Source organism: Gemmatimonadaceae bacterium (genome assembly GCA_019637355.1).
Taxonomy (GTDB): Bacteria; Gemmatimonadota; Gemmatimonadetes; order Gemmatimonadales; family Gemmatimonadaceae; genus Pseudogemmatithrix.
In genome coordinates, this window is sequence record JAHBVT010000001.1 from 1291073 (window position 1) to 1308646 (window position 17574).

General features: G+C 68.7%; 16 protein-coding genes and 1 other RNA gene. 11 read left to right on the top strand and 6 right to left on the bottom strand.

Going from position 1 to position 17574, the window contains the following annotated elements:
• The first annotated feature begins 10 nt into the window (after positions 1-10).
• The 7 genes from KF689_05910 (at position 11) to KF689_05940 (ending at position 9103) form a co-directional block, all read left to right on the top strand.
• Positions 11-1213, top strand: coding sequence for a bifunctional folylpolyglutamate synthase/dihydrofolate synthase (locus tag KF689_05910; GenBank protein MBX3132905.1), 1203 nt, complete (start codon positions 11-13; stop codon positions 1211-1213).
• 8 nt (positions 1214-1221) lie between these two features.
• A complete protein-coding gene (hisS, locus tag KF689_05915) occupies positions 1222-2595 on the top strand; it encodes a histidine--tRNA ligase (GenBank protein MBX3132906.1) in 1374 nt (457 codons plus the stop codon).
• An 8-nt stretch (positions 2596-2603) separates the two neighbouring features.
• The gene (proS, locus tag KF689_05920; protein MBX3132907.1) at positions 2604-4076 is read left to right on the top strand and encodes a proline--tRNA ligase; all 1473 of its coding nucleotides are present in this window, start codon (positions 2604-2606) and stop codon (positions 4074-4076) included.
• Positions 4076-5347, top strand: a complete 1272-nt coding sequence (gene lysA, locus KF689_05925) for a diaminopimelate decarboxylase (GenBank protein ID MBX3132908.1) — start codon at positions 4076-4078, stop codon at positions 5345-5347. The genes proS and lysA overlap by 1 nt, the downstream gene beginning before the upstream one ends.
• On the top strand, positions 5347-5856 hold the full coding sequence (locus KF689_05930) for a metallophosphoesterase (protein MBX3132909.1): 510 nt from the start codon (positions 5347-5349) through the stop codon (positions 5854-5856). Before lysA ends, KF689_05930 begins: the two co-directional genes overlap by 1 nt.
• A complete protein-coding gene (gene guaA, locus KF689_05935) occupies positions 5853-7406 on the top strand; it encodes a glutamine-hydrolyzing GMP synthase (GenBank protein ID MBX3132910.1) in 1554 nt (517 codons plus the stop codon). Before KF689_05930 ends, guaA begins: the two co-directional genes overlap by 4 nt.
• 332 nt (positions 7407-7738) lie before the next feature.
• The gene (locus KF689_05940; GenBank protein MBX3132911.1) at positions 7739-9103 is read left to right on the top strand and encodes an MATE family efflux transporter; all 1365 of its coding nucleotides are present in this window, start codon (positions 7739-7741) and stop codon (positions 9101-9103) included.
• Positions 9104-9112: 9 nt separating this feature from the next.
• Here KF689_05940 and KF689_05945 read toward each other — a convergent pair whose 3' ends face one another.
• On the bottom strand, positions 9113-9565 hold the full coding sequence (locus KF689_05945; protein ID MBX3132912.1) for a PTS sugar transporter subunit IIA: 453 nt from the start codon (positions 9563-9565) through the stop codon (positions 9113-9115).
• An 80-nt stretch (positions 9566-9645) separates the two neighbouring features.
• On the opposite strand from KF689_05945, the gene dusB reads away from it, so the two are divergent.
• The 4 genes from dusB to ssrA all read left to right on the top strand — a co-directional run bounded on the left by dusB (position 9646) and on the right by ssrA (position 13446).
• Positions 9646-10644: a tRNA dihydrouridine synthase DusB gene (dusB, locus tag KF689_05950; GenBank protein ID MBX3132913.1), complete on the top strand. Its 999-nt coding sequence runs from the start codon at positions 9646-9648 to the stop codon at positions 10642-10644.
• Positions 10641-11390 carry a nickel pincer cofactor biosynthesis protein LarB gene (gene larB / locus KF689_05955; protein MBX3132914.1) on the top strand — a complete coding sequence of 250 codons (750 nt, stop codon included), beginning with the start codon at positions 10641-10643 and terminating at the stop codon, positions 11388-11390. Before dusB ends, larB begins: the two co-directional genes overlap by 4 nt.
• Before the next feature lie 3 nt (positions 11391-11393).
• Positions 11394-13034 carry a GGDEF domain-containing protein gene (locus KF689_05960; protein MBX3132915.1) on the top strand — a complete coding sequence of 547 codons (1641 nt, stop codon included), beginning with the start codon at positions 11394-11396 and terminating at the stop codon, positions 13032-13034.
• 52 nt (positions 13035-13086) lie between these two features.
• Positions 13087-13446: a transfer-messenger RNA gene (ssrA, locus tag KF689_05965) on the top strand.
• Positions 13447-13541: 95 nt separating this feature from the next.
• Here the strand turns inward: ssrA and KF689_05970 are convergent.
• The 5 genes from KF689_05970 to chrA all read right to left on the bottom strand — a co-directional run bounded on the left by KF689_05970 (position 13542) and on the right by chrA (position 17492).
• A complete protein-coding gene (locus KF689_05970; protein ID MBX3132916.1) occupies positions 13542-14591 on the bottom strand; it encodes an NAD(P)-binding domain-containing protein in 1050 nt (349 codons plus the stop codon).
• Positions 14588-15043, bottom strand: a complete 456-nt coding sequence (locus tag KF689_05975; GenBank protein ID MBX3132917.1) for a GNAT family N-acetyltransferase — start codon at positions 15041-15043, stop codon at positions 14588-14590. Before KF689_05975 ends, KF689_05970 begins: the two co-directional genes overlap by 4 nt.
• Entirely contained in the window at positions 15040-15882 is an 843-nt protein-coding gene (locus KF689_05980) for an arsenite methyltransferase (GenBank protein ID MBX3132918.1), read from the bottom strand. Before KF689_05980 ends, KF689_05975 begins: the two co-directional genes overlap by 4 nt.
• 40 nt (positions 15883-15922) lie before the next feature.
• The gene (locus KF689_05985; protein MBX3132919.1) at positions 15923-16261 is read right to left on the bottom strand and encodes a helix-turn-helix transcriptional regulator; all 339 of its coding nucleotides are present in this window, start codon (positions 16259-16261) and stop codon (positions 15923-15925) included.
• A gap of 64 nt (positions 16262-16325) precedes the next feature.
• Complete coding sequence (chrA, locus tag KF689_05990; GenBank protein MBX3132920.1) at positions 16326-17492, bottom strand: chromate efflux transporter; 1167 nt, start codon at positions 17490-17492, stop codon at positions 16326-16328.
• Positions 17493-17574: the final 82 nt, after the last annotated feature.

Sequence of the window (17574 nt, forward strand, 5' to 3'; positions counted from 1 at the left end):
GCTCGAGCGGGTGACGGGGTTCCTCGCTGAGCTCGGCGACCCGCATCGCGCCCTGCGTGTGCTCCACGTGGCCGGGACGAACGGCAAGGGGAGCGTCTGCGCGATGCTCGAGGCGGCGCTGCGGGCCCGCGGCCTCCGCGTGGGCAAGTACACCTCGCCGCACCTCGTGGACTTCCGCGAGCGCTTCGTCGTGGACGGCCAGCCGCTTGACGACGCCGACATCGCGGCCTGGCTCGAGCGCTGGACGCCGGCGGTGGAGCGCCACGGGGCGACGTTCTTCGAAGCCACCACGGCGATGGGCTTCCAGCTCTTTCTCGACGCCGGCGTCGATGTGGCGGTGATCGAGACGGGGCTGGGCGGTCGCCTGGATGCCACCAACGTCGTGCAGCCCCTCGTGGCGGGCGTGACCGGCATCGGCATCGACCACACGGAGTGGCTCGGCACGACGCGCGAGAGCATCGCGCCGGAGAAGGCTGGCATCTACAAGGCCGGCGTGCCGGCGGTGGTCGGGGAGCCGGACGAGGACGTGCGGCAGTTGCTTGCGGCCGAGGCGCACCGCCGCGGCGCCGTGCCGGTGCGGGTGGTGGCGGAAGAGGGCCGTGCCGACGACATCCGCGTGAGCGCGGCGGGTACGGCGTTCACCTGGCTGCGCGGTGGGGATCGGCTGGAGGTCTCGACGGCGCTGGCCGGTCGCCACCAAGCCCAGAACGCCCTCACGGCGCTGACGATGTTGGACTCCCTGCCGCCTGACCTGCGGCGGCCGGCGGAGGACGACCTGCCCGCATTGCGGAGCGTCCGACTGCCGGGGCGGTTCTCGCGGCACGGGAACTGGATCTTCGATGTGGCCCACAATCCGGACGGATCGGCCGTGACGGCCCTGACGCTGGAGGGCAGCGCCCCGGCGCGGCCGGTGGTGGCGCTGGTGAGCATCTTGGGGGACAAGGACTGGCGGGGGATGCTCTCGGCCCTGAGCGGGGTGGTGGACCACTTCGTGCTCACCGATACGCCCTCGGCCCCGGCCAGCCGCGCTTGGCAGAGCGGCGAGGTGCTCGACTACGCCAGGTCCCGGGGCTGGAGTGCCGAACGGGAGGTGGATTTCGAGCGTGCGCTGGCCCTCGCCACGCAGCGCGGCGCGACCGTGCTGGTGACCGGGAGTTTCCACACCGTGGGCGATGCGATGGCGCGGTTGCAGGTGTCTCCGACGGGCGGCTAAATTGCGGAATGGCAAGCAGTTCGACTGCACTTCCCGGTTTCCGCGACTTCTATCCTGACGAGCTGGCCCGCCGCACGCACATCTTCCGTGCCTGGCGGGCCGTCGCGCGCAAGTATGCGTTCGTGGAGTACGACGGTCCGCCGCTGGAGCCGCTGGACCTGTACACGAAGAAGTCGGGCGACGAGATCGTCGGCCAGCTCTACAACTTCACCGACAAGGGCGGGCGCGAGGTGTCGCTGCGCCCCGAGATGACGCCGACCTTCGCGCGGATGGTCGGGGCCAAGGCAAGCGCGCTGCGCAAGCCGCTGCGTTGGTTCTCGATCCCGCAGCTCTTCCGCTACGAGCGGGCACAGCGCGGGCGCCTGCGCGAGCACTTCCAGCTCAACGTGGACATCGTCGGCGAGGCCAGCGAGGTCGCGGACGCCGAGCTGCTCTGCGTGGCGGTGGACATTATGCGCGAGCTCGGGCTCACGCACGAGGACGTGCGGGCGCGGGTCAGCGACCGGCGGCTGCTGACCGGGGTGCTCGATGCGCTGGGCGTGTCAGCCGAGCAGCGGCCGACGGTGTTCGGGGTGTTCGACAAGGTCGCGCGGCAGCCGCGTGAGGTGAGCGCGGAGAAGCTGGCGGCGGCGGGACTGGCGTCCGCGCTCGTGGACCGCGTGCTGGCGCTGGCCAGCGGGACGACGTTTGAAGAGCTGTGGCGGGAGCTTGGCGAGACGGTCGCGCCGACGCCCGCGACCGAGCCGCTGGTGCGGTTCAAGCGATATCTCGAGCACTGCAGTGCACTGGGCATCGGCGACTGGGTCACGCTGGACCTCTCGATCGTCCGCGGACTTGCCTACTACACCGGCGTGGTCTTCGAACTCTTCGACGCCAAAGGCGAGCTGCGCGCCATCTGCGGCGGCGGACGTTATGACGATTTGCTCAAGGCCATCGGCGGCGCGGACCTGCCGGCGCTGGGCTTCGGGATGGGCGACGTGGTGCTCGGCGAGCTGCTCACGGAGCGCGGCCTCTGGCCCGAGCCGCAGCAGGATGCGGTGGACTTCGTGATCGTCGCCGGCAACGGCGCCATCGACACGCCGTACGCGCACGTGCTCAAGCTGGCCCGCGCGCTGCGCGACGCCGGGTTCAGCGCCGCGCACGGGATGAACGAGGAACGATACAAGAGCCAGGCGACGCGTAACCAGGTGGACGGCGCGCGCAAGGCGGGAGCGAGCGCGGTGGTGTACTTCCGCGAAGACGGGGCCGTGGAGGCAATGAGCCTGCTCGGCAAGCTGACGGGGGCCGCGACGCACGCGGTGGATGCGGGCGCGGCGCTCAGCGGCGACGCGCAGGCGATGCACGGGCTGCGTCATTGGCTGCAGACGCAGCGTGGACGCTAGGACTGACGATGGCTGACGACAAGAAGCTGACGACGCGGGCGGAGAACTTCTCCGACTGGTACAACGAACTGGTGCTGCGCTCCGAGCTGGCGGACTACTCGCCGGTGAAGGGTTCGATGGTGATCCGTCCCAATGGCTACGGCATCTGGGAGCGGATGCAGCGCGCCCTCGACGATATGTTCAAGGCCACCGGCCACGAGAACGCCTACTTCCCGCTGTTCATCCCGCAGAGCTTCCTGAGCAAGGAAGCCGAGCACGTGGAGGGCTTCGCGCCGGAGACGGCGGTGGTCACGCACGGCGGCGGCAAGCTGCTCGAGGAGCCGCTGGTGGTCCGGCCGACGTCGGAGACCATCATCTACCATATGTTCGCGAAGTGGACGCAGAGCTATCGCGACCTGCCCATCCTCATCAACCAGTGGGCCAACGTGGTGCGCTGGGAGTTGCGCACGCGGCTGTTCCTGCGCACGCTGGAGTTCCTGTGGCAGGAAGGGCACACGGCGCACGCCACGCACGACGAGGCCGAGGAAGAAGCGCGCCGGATGCTCGGCATCTACCGCGAGTTTATGGAAGGCTGGATCGCGATGCCGGTGGTGACCGGCCTCAAGACCGAGAGCGAGAAGTTCGCCGGCGCACTGCGCACCTACTCCTGCGAAGCGATGATGCAGGACAACAAGGCGCTGCAGGCCGGCACCTCGCACAACCTGGGGCAGAACTTCGCCAAGGCCTTCGAGCTGCAGTTCCAGGACCAGAATGGCGAGATGGCCTTCGCGTGGAATACCTCCTGGGGCGTGAGCACGCGGATGGTCGGCGGGCTGGTGATGACGCACTCCGATGACAACGGCCTCGTGACGCCGCCCAAGCTGGCGCCCGTCGAGGTGGTGATCGTGCCCGTGTACAAGAGCGACGAGGAGCGCGCGCGGATCGTCGAGGCGGCGCATCGCGTGAAGCAGGAGCTCGGCGCGTGGACTGGCCGTGGCGCCACCGATCGGCTGCGCGTGAAGGTGGACGATCGCGACGGCATCAAGCCCGGCGCCAAGTACTACGAGTGGGAGATGCGGGGCGTCCCGCTGCGGCTGGAGATCGGCCCCAAGGACCTCGAGAAGCAGTCCGTGTTCTCGGCGCGCCGCGACACGCGGGCCAAGGCGGCCATCCCGATGGCCGGGTTGCCGGAGTCCGTGGCCAAGTTGCTCGATCAGATCCAGACGGACCTGCTGGCGGCCGCCAGGGCGCGGCGCGAGGCCAATTCGCAGCGCGCGGTGAAGAGCTACGACGAGTTCAAGCAGATTATGGAAGGCTCCGGGGGCTTCGTGTATGCCGGCTGGAACGGCGACCCGGCCATCGAGGCGAAGGTGAAGGAAGAGACCAAGGCGACCATCCGCGTCATTCCTGACGAGGAGTTCCGCACGCCGGGCGGGCAGGCGACCTGCCTCGTCACCGGTGAACCCGCCAAGCACGAGGTGTTGTGGGCCAAGGCGTACTGATGGCCCAAGGTTTCACCCGGCGCGAGGGTGCGCTTCACGCGGACGGCGTGCCGCTGGCGACGATTGCCAAGCACGTCGGCACGCCGGCATACGTCTATTCGGCATCGGTGATCCGCGACCGCGCGGCGCGGCTGACGCAGGCGCTGGCTGGCATCCCGCACCGCGTGCACTTCGCCGTGAAGTCCAACGGCAGCGGCGCCGTGCTGCGCCTGCTGCGCGAGGCCGGCATTGGCGCCGACGTGGTGAGCGGCGGAGAGCTGTTCCGCGCGCTGCGCGCCGGTTTCCGCCCCGAAGACATCGTCTTCGACGGGGTGGGCAAGACGGCGCGCGATATGGCGGAGGCGGTCGGGGTGGGCGTGAAGCTGCTCAACGTCGAAAGCGAAGCCGAGCTCCGGCAGCTCTCGGCGTTGGCGGTGGAACTCGGCAAGCGCGTCACCGTCGGGCTGCGCGTGAACCCAGACGTGGAGATCGAGAACGCGCACGAGTACATCGCCACCGGCGACAAGGAGCACAAGTTCGGCGTGCCGCTGGATGACGCCCTGCGTGTGGCGCGCATCGGGATGACGCTGCCAGGTTTGGATTTCAGCGGCCTGCATATGCACGTCGGCTCGCAGTTGTTCTCGTACGGCGCCTACGAGCACGGGGCACGCAAGCTGATCCAACTGGCGCACACGCTGCGCGCCGAGGGCGCACCAATCCGATACCTCGATCTGGGCGGCGGATTGCCCGTGCCCTACCGCCCGGAGGAGCCCGAGCCCGACCTCGAGGCCTACGCGGCGTTGATGCGCCGTGCCGTCGAGTCGCTGGGTGACGTGGAGCTGGTGATGGAGCACGGGCGCTACCTGGTGGCGGCGTCGGCGGTGCTGCTCACCGAGGTGCTCTATCGCAAGCATAATGGCGGAGTGGAGTTCTTGGTCTGCGACGCCGGGATGACGGAGCTCATCCGTGTGTCGCACTACGACGCCTACCATCACATTGAGCCGGTGGCGACGCACGGCGGTGAGATCATCGCGGATGTGGTCGGGCCGGTCTGTGAGAGCGGCGACTTTCTCGGCGTGGACCGCACCTTGCCGGACGTGCCGCCGGGCGCCCTGATGGTAGTGCACACGGTCGGTGCCTACGGCTCGGCGATGGCCACGCGCTACAACGGCCGGCCCTTCGCCGCGGAGGTGCTGGTGGACGGCACGCGCTGGGCGGTGGTGACGGAACGCGAGGAGTACACGGACCTGGTCCGGATGGAAGTGCAGTCCCCCCAATGGCAGGAGGCTTGATGCGGATCGGCTTGATGTCGGACACGCACGACCGAGTACCGGCGATTGACGCGCTGCTGCGCGAGATGCTCAAGCGCGAGGTGACGTTCGTGCTGCACGCGGGAGACTTCTGCTCGCCGTTCTCGCTGAAGCCGTTTCAGGACCACGGCATCGCGATGGCGGGCGTGTTCGGGCGCAACGACGGCGATATGGAAGGCCTGCGCGCCACGGCGGCGCAGGCGATGGGGCAGGAGCTGTTCGAGTCGCCGCACGGAATGAAGGTCGGCGACCACAAGGTGCTGGTGGTGCACGATATCGGCGAGGTGGTGGAGCGCTCGGTGCTCGCCCACGCGGTCGTGGTGCACGGGCACACGCACCTACAGGAGATGAAGACGCGCAACGATACGCTGATCGTGAACCCCGGCGAGGCCTGCGGCTGGCTCTACGGGGCGCCGTCGGCGGCCATCCTCGACCTACAGACCAAGCACGTCGAGTTCATCAAGCTCGACGGGGCGGAGTGGAAGACGTGACGCATCCCGGTTCCCGGATCCTGATCCTCGACTGCGGTTCGCAGTTCACCCAGCTCATCGCGCGACGGGTGCGCGAAGCGCGCGTGTACTCGGAGATCCATCCGCCCACGCGCAGCCTGGAGTGGATCCGGGACTGGAAGCCCAGCGGCATCATCCTCTCCGGTGGGCCGAGCTCGGTGAGCGATGACGGTGCGCCGGACTTCGATCCGGGCATTCTCGACGTCGCGCCGGTGCTCGGCGTGTGCTACGGGATGCAGTGGATCGCCAAGCAGGCCGGCGCCGAGGTGAAGGGCGGGGGACGCCGCGAGTACGGGCGCGCCGAGCTGGAAGTCGTCGAGAACGACGGGATCTTCGCGGGCTTCGATGCGGGCGAGCGCAGCGTGGTGTGGATGTCGCACGGCGACCACGTGGAGACGGTGCCCAAGGGCTACGTCCTCACGGCCCGCAGCGACGGCAACCCCGTGGTGGGCTTCCGCCACGCGACCAAGCCGATCCACACGATGCAGTTCCACGCCGAGGTGGCGCACTCGGTGCGTGGCGCCGAGATGATCCAGAACTTCCTCTTCCGCATCGCCAAGTGCACGCCCGACTGGACGCCGGGGCACTTCATCGACCAGGAAGTCGCCAAGATCCGCCAGCGGGTGGGCAATGCGCAGGTAATCTGCGGCCTGTCGGGCGGCGTGGACTCCTCGGTGGCGGCGGCGCTGGTGCATAAGGCCATCGGCGACCAGCTCACCTGCATCTTCGTGGACACGGGCCTGCTGCGTCTGCACGAGCGCGAGCAGGTGGAGCGCACGATGGGCCAGCACCTGGGCATCAAGCTGGTGACGGTGCGGGCGGAGCAGCGCTTCCTCGATGCACTCAGCGGACTGGACGATCCCGAGAAGAAGCGCAAGGCGATCGGGCACACCTTCATCGATGTCTTCGAGGACGCGTCCGCGGCGGAAGGCAAGGACGCCAAGTTCCTCGTGCAGGGGACGCTGTACCCCGACGTGATCGAGTCGGTGAGCGCCAAGGGCGGCCCCAGCGCGACGATCAAGACGCACCACAACGTGGGCGGGCTCAAGCCGGATATGAAGTTCGAGCTGATCGAGCCGCTGCGCGAGTTGTTCAAGGACGAGGTGCGCAACGTGGGCCGCGAGCTCGGGCTGCCCGAGGAGATGGTCGGACGGCATCCGTTCCCGGGGCCTGGCCTCGCGATTCGCGTGCTGGGCGCAGTGGACCCGGTGAACGTCGAGACGCTGCGGCGTGCCGATGCGATCTACCTCGAGGAGATCCGCGCGGCCGGGCTATATCAGGAAATCTGGCAGGCCTTCGCGGTGTTCCTGCCCGTGCGCTCGGTGGGTGTGATGGGCGACGGCCGCACCTACGAGCACGTCATCGCGCTGCGCGCCGTGACCAGCACCGACGGGATGACCGCTGACTGGTACGCGTTCCCGCACGAGGTGCTCGGGCGGATCTCGAACCGCATCATCCGCGAGGTGAAGGGCGTGAACCGGGTCGTGTACGATATCAGTTCCAAGCCGCCGGCGACGATCGAGTGGGAGTGAGCTGAGGACTGCGGTTCACCACAGAGGGCACAGAGGGCACAGAGAACTGCAGACTGCCAACTCCCTACTTCCAACTCCCTACTGCTGTTAACGCAGAGACGCAGAGATCGCAGAGCACCACAACGGAAACTGCTTGGGGGGTCCGCACCGACGATTCGGCGCGGACCCCCAAAGCCTTTGTTGTGGCAGTTCTCTGCGCCCTCTGCGTTGAACGCCGTTGCTGTTGCCGTTCCAATTGCTGTCGCCGTTGTTCTCGCCGTTCCCCTCGCCGTTGTAGTTCTCTGTGCCCTCTGTGCCCTCTGTGGTGAACGCAGTTAGCTTCCCTCTCCCCTATGCGACTCGCCGCCCTCCGCCCAACCAAGTCCGAGCTGACCGAGATGGCGCGCCTGGCGGCGCCCATCGTGCTCGTGAACGTCGGGATGCAGGGAATGGGCCTCGTGGACGCGATAATGCTCGGGCGCGTCTCGTCGGTGGACCTCGCCGCCGGCGGCCTCGGCAACTTCTACTTCTTCGGCGTTTCCATCATCGGGATCGGCATCCTGATGGCGTTGGACCCCGTCATCGCGCAGGGCATCGGCGCGGGCGACGAGCGGCAGATCGCGCGCGGGATCCAGCGCGGCATCTTGATGACCGTGATCGTCGCGGTGGTGGTGTCGAGCACCTTCCTGTTCGCCACGCCGGTGCTGGCCTTGCTGCGGCAGCCACCCGAAGTCGTGCCGCTCGCGGCTGCCTACGTGCACTGGAGCATCCCGGGGATGTTGCCGTTCTTCGCGTTCAATATGCTGCGGCAGGTGCTGCAGGCCTTCCACCGGGTGTGGCCGGTGGTGCTCGGAGTGGTCGTCGGCAACGTGCTGAACGGCTTCCTGAATTGGGTGCTCATCTACGGCAATCTCGGCTTTGCCCCAGGCGGCGTGATCGGCTCGTCCAAGGCCACCGCCATTTCGCGCTGGGTGATGGCGCTGGTGGTCTTGGCCGGGGCCTGGCCGAGCATTCGCGAATACCTGCGCCGCTGGGACCCGCAGAGCTCGACGTTGGCACCGTTGCTCCGGATGTTCCGCTTGGGGCTGCCAGTGGGATTGCAGTTCCTCGCCGAGGCAGGTGCCTTCGGGCTGACCACCGTGATGACCGGCTGGATGGGGACGACCGTGCTGGCCGGGCACGAGATCGCGCTGAGCCTCGCGTCGATGACGTTTATGGTGCCGATGGGCGTGGCCGGCGCCGCCGCGGTGATGGTGGGCCGCGCCATCGGCCGCGGCGACGTGGCGGCGTCGCGGCGCGATGCGGTGGCGGCGCTGGCGGTGGGGGTCGGGTTTATGGCGCTCTGCGCGGTACTGTTCGCGCTGGTGCCGGAGACGCTCGCGGGCGTCTATACGCGCGATGCCGCGACGTTCACGCTGGCGGCGTCACTCATTCCCATCGCCGCGGTGTTCCAGGTGTTCGACGGCACGCAGGTCATCAGCGCGAGCATCCTGCGCGGGGCGGGGGACACGCGCATCCCGGCGCTGCTGCACGCGCTGTCGTTCTGGGCGGTGGGCATCCCGCTCGGCGCGTGGCTGGCCTTCGGCTTCGATCTAGGCGCGGCGGGACTCTGGTGGGGCCTGACGGCCGGGCTCGCGGCTGCGGCCGTGTTGCAGGTGCTGCGCGTGAAGGACAAGCTGGGGCGGGACGTTCGGCGCGTGACGATCGACCGCCACTGAGCAGCCGCCCTAGACGCCCTTCGCCGCCAGCAACTCCATAAACTGCTTGGGCTCCGTCAAGCCCATCAGCTTCTCCGGCACCTCGGCGTCCTTGGAGAACTGGGCAATCTTGCCCAGCACCGGGAGGTACTGGTTGGAGACCTCCAGCGGCGGCGCGACGATGAGGAAGAAGAAGTGCACTGGCTTGTCGTCGAGGGCCTTGAAGTCGACGCCGGCCTTCTTGCGGCCGAAGGCCACGCGCAGGTTGCTCACGACCATCGAGCGGCAGTGGGGGATGGCGATGCCGCGCCCCATCCCGGTGGAGCCAAGCTGCTCGCGCCGCTTGAGCATCTTGAAGAGCGTCGCCTCGTCCTTCTCGTTGAGGCGCAGGAGCCCGATGAGCTCCTTGAGGATGTCGTCCTTGCTGCTGCTTGCGAGATCCAGTTGGATCGCGTCTTCGGCGAAGAATTCCCTGAGTTCCATCCCGCTATTCTAACGGGGGGCCGGAAGGGCGTCAAATCGTGATATTGCAAGCGTTTGGGGCGCCTCCTACCTTTCCCTAGATGCGCTTCCCGTACCCCACAGGCCCCTCGGCCGTCCCCGTCTTCCTGGCCCCGATGGCAGGCGTCTCGGAATCTCCGTTCCGACGCCTCTGCCGGGCCTGGGGCGCGGACGTGGTGGTGACGGAGTTCCTCTCGGCCGAAGGCATCCGCCGGGAGAACGAGGCGACCCTCTCCAAGCTGCGCTTCACGCCCGACGAGCATCCCATCGGCGTGCAGATCTTCGGCGCCGAGCCGGACGCGATGCGCGAGGCGGCCGCGCTGGTCACGGACGTCTTCCAGCCGGACTACATCGACATCAACTTCGGCTGCCCGGTGAAGAAGGTCGTCAAGCGCAACGGCGGCTCGGGTTGCCTTCGCGACCTCGACCTCGTGCAGCGGGTGATCCGTGCGGTGATCTCCGGGACCACGCTCCCGGTGACGGTGAAGATCCGCAGCGGCTGGAACGAAGAGATGCGGGACCCGGTGCGTATCGCCCTCAAGTGCCAAGAGGCCGGCGCCCGGGCGATCGCCTTGCACCCGCGTACGCGCACGCAGATGTACACGGGGCAGGCCCGCTGGGAAGAGATCGCGCGGGTGAAGGAGGCGGTGGACGTGCCGGTCATCGGCAACGGCGACATCAAGACCGCCGCCGACGCGTACCGGATGCATCGCGAGACGGGCTGCGACGCGGTGATGATCGCGCGCGGTTCGTTCGGGCAGCCGTGGATCTTCCGTCAGGCGCGCGCGCTGCTGGACGGCCGGCCGATGCCGGCGGCGCCGGGCGTGGAGGAGCGATTCAAGATTGCGCTCGACCACGCGCGGATGGTCCAGTCCTACGAGGCAGACCCGATCGGCGCGGCGCTGGAGTTCCGCAAGCACCTCGGCTGGTACGTGAAGGGTCTGCCCAACTCGGCCGACCTCCGCAAGAAGCTGCACGCGGTGAACTCCTTCGACGAAGTCGAGGGCATCTTCGCCGAGTATCTCGCCAGCGACTGGATGCGTTCGGCGGAGGCGGCGTGAGGCGCGACCGCGTGCGGGAGATGCTGGCGGCGGTGGCGGACGGGCGGCTTCCAGTGGAGGCCGCCCTCTCGCAACTGGACGATGCGCCGGTGGACGAACTCGGGTTCGCGACGCTCGATCGGCACCGCGCGCTGCGGCAGGGCTTTCCCGAGGTGGTGTTCGGGCAGGGTAAGCTCGCGGAGCAGATCGTGGCGATCTGCGAGCGGCTCGCAGCACACGGCGACGGCTTCCTCGTGACGCGCACGGAGGCTGCCGCCCGCGCGGCGCTGCAGCGGCGCTGGCCGGGCGTCGAGGTGAACGAGGCCGGACGCACCGTGCTGCTGCGCGGTGGCACGCCGCCGGCAAAGGGGACGCGGCCGGTGGTCATCGTGACGGCGGGGACCAGCGATCTCCCGGTGGCGGAGGAGGCAGCGGCGACGCTGGATGCGTTCGGGCATCCGGTGCTGCGCGTGACCGATGTTGGCGTGGCCGGCATCCATCGCATTCTCTCGCAGCGGGACACGTTGCACGGCGCAGCGGTGGTGATTGTCGTCGCGGGAATGGACGGCGCGCTTCCGTCGGTGGTCGGCGGGCTGGTGCGCGTGCCGGTGATCGCGGTGCCGACGAGTGTCGGCTATGGCGCGGCCTTCGACGGGCTGGCGCCGTTGCTCACGATGCTCAACTCCTGCGCCGCTGGCGTCACCGTGTGCAACATCGACAATGGCTTCGGCGCGGCGGTGGCGGCGTCGCGGATTCTCGCGGGCTGAGTGATGGCCTGGGTCTTCGTCCTGGCGGCGGCGGCGGCGGCCGGCGTGGCGTGGTGGTGGCTGCGCCAGCGCCGAGCGCTGCGGGCCCCGGTTGCGCCACCGCACGTGAGCGGCGGGGCGCGCCCGCTGGCACGCAGCAGCGGCGGGCACGGCGTGGACACCCGTCTGCTGCTCGACGCGTTCCGGTCGGACGAACAGCCCGTCCCGGCGGACGCTGAGCGCGAAGACCGCACGATGCTGATTCGCCTGTTGCAGCTGGTGGCGCATCAGGCGGGCGCGGATGAGGCCGTCCTGTGGGAGCCGCACGAGGAAGACGGGGGTCACCTGCTGGCCTCGGCGTGGTCGCGGGGCGTTGAGCCACCGGCGCTCGACTCCTCGGCGCGTCTGCTGATGGAGCTCGCGGCCTCGGAGCAGCGGACGACGTTCAATCCCGACGGTGCAGCCCTGCGCATCGCCGCGGTGGGCGTGACGGTGAATCAGGGCCGAGGGGCGGTGACGCTGCACTTCCGCGAGGCACCGGCCTTGCCGCGCACGACGATTCTCGACGCGCTCGAGCGCTGCGCCCTGGAAGTCGCGTCGCGGCACGAACTCCTGCGGACGCGCGCCTCGCTCGCCAGATCCAACAAGCGACTGCGCTCGATGATTCGCGCCGCGACGACGTTCCAAGCCAGCCGTGACAGCCTCGGCTTGGAGGCGATGCTCGTAGACCACGCCGGGGCGGTCACGGGCGCCACGTGGTGCGCGCTCGTGCGGGGGAACCGTGAACGCGAGGTCCCGACGGTGGTCCGCACCAGCTCAACGGTCGATGGGGAGTTTCATCCCTTCCCCCAGCACAGCACCGCCCGGCGCGGCACGGTGGTGGGGGACGTCTTCGCGACCGGTGACGCAAAGATCATCGGTGACACGCGCCCCCTCATCAGCGCGAAGGATTCCGTCTTCGACGACACGACGCTGTCGAATCGGGTCCGTGCGTTTGCGGCGGTGCCGATTCGCCGCTCGGCGAACGACCAGGTCATCGGCGTGCTTGTCTTGGGTCACGAGGAGCGCAACGGCATTGGACAGGCCGATGCCTACGCGGCCAACGACCTGAGCACCATCGCCGCGGGTGCGCTGGACACCGCCTGGGCCTACGCCGACGCGAACGAGCGGGCCAAGACCGACCAGCTCACGGGCCTGCCGAACCGCCGCGCCTTCGATGAGGAGTTCGCGCGAATGATCAGCGAGACCGACCGCTACGGCGGGTCGGCGGCGCTCGTGATCGTGGACGTCGATCACTTCAAGAAGGTGAACGACACTTACGGCCACGACGCGGGTGACCACGTGTTGAAGCGGGTGGGCGCGGCACTCAGCGCTGAGCGTCGCGGCACTGACCGCTTGTCGCGGCTCGGGGGCGAGGAGCTGGCGCTCCTGCTGTTCCAGACCGACCGCGAGGGCGCGATCGGGGTGGCGGAGCGCTGCCGCCAAGCGATTGCGGATATGGCCGTGCGCACGTCGATCGGTGTGATCCAAGTGACCGCGAGCTTCGGCGTCGCGATGTACACCGCGCGCTCCGGTGGGGCGGGGGCGCTCTTCGACCGCGCGGACCAGGCGCTGTACCAGGCCAAGCACGGGGGAAGGAACCTCGTCGTGGTCGCCGAGCCGTAGGGCGGGCGGGGACAAATCGGGGCCGCTAGGTGTATATTCCCCGTGTAGCACAGGGGGCGACTGGTTTCGATTGTGTAGGTGGCTCTATGGCTGCGCGCCGAGGTCCTCGGGTCCCTCGCAAAACCCTCGGGAAATTCCAACTGCGAACAACAACTTCGCTCTCGCTGCGTAAAGCCTAGCTTTACCGTAGCAGTGCCTGAGAGGAAGCCCTGCCCGGGGCGTCACTCAGGTATCGCAATTCCGGGCTGGTCAAACGGCGTGCCCACCGCCGGCTGACGAGATTCAGATGGGATCATCCGTGCGACGGCGGCCACTCGGCCAGCGCCCGGAAACATCAATTGAGTGGCTACGCGCGTAGACGCTGTGGAAGATCTTATGCAAGACGAGGGTTCGAATCCCTCCGCCTCCACTGTGGTGAGTTAGGACGGATGACGGATGACGGATGATGGAAGGGGTGCTGAGCAATGCTCGGTACCCCTTTCGTCTTAAGTGCTCCGCTTTCTTTCTCTAGCTCAGCGTCTTGGTCACGGCATCCACCACGGCCTTTGCCGCGCGGCCGGCACCGACGAGGGTCGCGCTGGCGAAGCCGGTCCAGTTACCGTAGCCGAGCGGAAAGAGTCTGGGATGCGCCGCCGCGTGCAGGCCGTCCATCTCCAGCCGGCCGCGCTCGTTTGGCGTCGCGAGCGGGGCGAGGTGGTCCAATGCCGGACGGAAGCCGGTCGCGAGGATGATTGCGTCCACGGCGCTCGACGAGCCGTCCGGCCACTGCACGCCGTTCGCCGTGAGCTGCGTGAAGAGCGGACGTGCCTCCAGCAGGCCGCGCTCGCGGATCGCACGGACGCTTTCGACCATCACGATGTCGCCGAGGGAACGGGGCGGCGGCGGGGTGCGTCCTTCCTTGATGGCTTGGTATCGCACGGTCGCCTGATCAAAGAGTACCTGCCCATCAACGTCATCCGGCAGGAAGACCGGGGGCTCCTGCGTCACCCACTGCACGTCGGCGTGGTCCACGAGGTCCGCGAAGATCTGCGCCCCGGAATTGCCAGCGCCCACCACGAGGACGCGCTGGCCGGAGAAGGATGCGGGACCCGCGTGCTCCGCCGAGTGCACGATGCGGCCGGCGAACTGCTCCTGGCCGGTGAACTGCGGGCGATGCGGTCTCGACCAGGTGCCAGTGGCCGAGATGACGGCACGCGCGACAAGCTCGCCGCCGTCCGCAAGCAACAGCCGCAGGTCCTCACCAGCGCGCTCGACGCTCCGCACCCGAACGGGCCGCCGCACCGGGAGTTCATATCGCTGCTCGTATGCGGCCAGATACGCCAAGGCTTCGTCGCGCGTGGGGTAGGTGGCGGACGTCGGCGGCATCAGCCAACCCGGCAACGAGCTCCAGCGCGCCGGCGAGAAGAGTCGCAGCGAGGGCCAGGTGTGCCGCCACGCGCCGCCTGGCTCCGGTTCAGCATCGAGCAGCTGGAAGCTGAGACCGCTGCGCCGCAGGAAGTAGCCGGCGGCGAGTGCCGCTTGCCCTCCGCCGATGACGGCGACGTCCAGGTCGCTCACAGGGCGCGCAACATCACCGTGGCCGAGGCAGGGCAGGCACCCTGGAACTCGGCGGATGCGTGTACCGCCGAGGGCACCTCGTCACGCGTGACGGTGGCGAAGCCGAAGCGCGGGAACCACGCCGCGGCCGTGGTCGTGAGCAAGGTCAGGTCCACGAGTCCGCTGCGCCGTGCGTGCGCGAGCAACTCCGTCACCAACGCGTCGCCGATGCCGCTGCCGCGTAGCGACGGGTGCACGACGGCACTGCGCAGCAGGCCGTGCCTGCCGTAGCGCTCAAGGCCGATCGCGGCGACGACCGCGCCATCGCGCTCCGCGACGAGGAAGTCGGCAAGGTCGTTCGGCACGCCATCAAGCGGCAGCGCCGCCTCGCGCAGCAAGGCTTGCACCGCGACGACGTCGTGCGCGGTGGCGGGGCGAACCTGGTCGGTGGCCTTCGGGAGTGGAGCGCTCACGCAGCGGTTCCCGGCTTGATGGCCCGCACGAACGCGCTGCAAAACGTGCCGTCGATGTCATCGGCGACGCGGTCGGCGTCCAAGCCAGACGCCTGCAGGAAGGCGCGGGCATCCTCAGCGCGATAGATGCGCGTGGGCTCCACGCTCGGCGAGACGAATCCCGCGGCATCGAGCAGCGAGACGAACTCGCGCTCTTCGAGCGCACCGGCGATGCAGCCGACCCATAGTTCCATCGAGCGACGCACGTCCGCCGGCACGTCGCCGCGCACGACGACGTCGGAGACCGCGAAGCGACCGCCGGGCCGGAGCACGCGGAAGGCCTCGCGGATCACCTGCGGCTTGTCCACGGCGAGGTTGATGACGCAGTTGGAGATGATCACGTCGACCGAGTTGTCCGGCAGGGGAATCTGCTCGATCTGGCCCTTGAGGAAGGTCACGTTGCCGACGCCAGCAGCCTCGGCGTTCCGGCGCGCGAGGTCGAGCATTTCGTCGGTCATATCCAAGCCATAGACGTGGCCCGTGGGGCCGACGCGCTGGGCCGAGAGGAGGACGTCGATGCCGCCGCCCGAGCCGAGATCGAGTACGGTCTCGCCGGCCCGCAGTTCGGCGAGCGCCGTCGGGTTGCCGCAACCGAGGGAGGCGAGCACGGCCGTGGCCGGGATGCCCTGGACTTCGGCGGCCTCGTAGAGGTCCGAGGTGATGGGGTCCTTGGTGTCGGAGCTGCAGCAGCTACCGCCGCCGCAGCAGGAGGAGGTCTGACCGGCGGCGACCGCTTTGGCGGTGGCGCCGTAGCGGCTGCGGACGAGGGTGTGGATGTCGGAATCAGGAGTCGTGGACATTGTGCGAGGTGTGCAGGAGTGAAGTGCAAGAATGTCAGGACTAGGCGCAGCAGCTGATCTCGAGTCGTCGGCTGCTGGCGACCGGCGCACGGTACGCGGCGACCGCGTGCTCCGCGTGGACGAAGGCGTCCGGCGCGAGCGTGTAATGGGACCAGCGGCCTTCCTTGCGCATCGTGACGAGCCCGGCATCGCGGAGCGTCTTGAGATGGAAGGAGAGCAGGGATTGCCCGCAGTCGAGTGCGGTCTGGAGGTCACAGACACACTGCTCACCGAGCCGGAGCAGCTCGAGGATGCGGAGGCGGCGCGGGTCTGAGAGGGCGCGGAAGAGCGTGGCGTGACGCTCGAGGGCGCTGTCAGCTGCCGTGAAGGTCTTGGTCATATATCAACGTATCAAGATACGTTGATGAATGTCAAGGGCGGCTGCTTCGCGGTGGATCTGGAGCTCAGGCCGCAAGCGCGGCAGCCACGACGCACCAGGCCACGACGACCAGCGTCGGCCGCTTGAGACTCGCGTGGAGCAGCAGTCCGATGCCCGCGATGGCGGCATCGGTCCACGAGACCACTCCGCTGCGTAGGACGGGGTCGTACAGTGCCGCGGCAAGCAATCCGACGACCGCCGCATTCGTGCCGGCGATGGCGTTGAGGGCTCCCGGGCGGGCGGCGAGTCGGCCCCAGACAGGAAGGATTCCGTAGTAGAGCAAGAACCCCGGCGCGAAGACCGCCAGCGTGGCGACCAGTGCGCCCAGCAGTGGTCCGGCGGCCCCGGTAAGCCCGGAAGGAACAAGGGCGCCGAGATACGCCGCCAGCGAGAACATTGGTCCCGGGACCGCCTGTGCGGCGCCGTAGCCCGCCAGGAACGCCTCGTTGGTCACCCAGCCGGGGGCGACCACGGACGACTCGAGCAGGGGGAGCACGACGTGTCCCCCACCAAAGACCAGCGATCCCGCCCGCCAGAATGCCGACGGAATGGCGAGAAGGCTTGGGACGTCGGGGGTCCACGCCAGCGCGGCCGCGAGCATCGCGGCGAAGATCGCAATCGCGACGCTGCCGTCGCGCACGCTATGCCGCACGGGCAGCGCAGCGGGCTGCGCGCTCGTGGGCAGTCGCACAATGAGAGCGCCAAGCACCATCCCCAGTGCAATCACAACGAGTTGCATCCAGGCGACGGGCAGTAGGAGCATCCCGGCGAGGGCGAGTGCCGCAATGGCCAAACGCTGTGCGTCGGGAGTCAGTTGGCGCGCCATACGCCACACGCCGTCCGTCACGACGATAGCCGCGACGAGCTTGAGCCCGTGCAGGATGCTGCCGCTTCCGCCGACGATGCCGAAGACGGCGATGGCCACCATCATCAGGGCCGAGGGCAGCGTGAACGCCACGAAGGCCGCGATGCCGCCGGGCAGGCCCCCTCGGAGCATCCCGATGCCGAATCCGAGCTGGCTCGACGCCGGGCCCGGCAGGAACTGCGCGATGGTCAGCAGTTGCCCGAAGCTGGCTTCGTCGAGCCACCGCCGGCGCTCCACGAATTCCTTGCGAAAGTAGCCGAGGTGCGCGACCGGACCGCCGAACGACGTCAGCCCGAGGCGCAGGAAGGCTCCGAAGATCTCGCGCATCGGCGGAAGGTGGGCGCCGAACCGCGACGGGTCAATCGCCGCCGTCGGTCCGTTACCCCTCGCCGTGCGCTCGCCCGAGCGC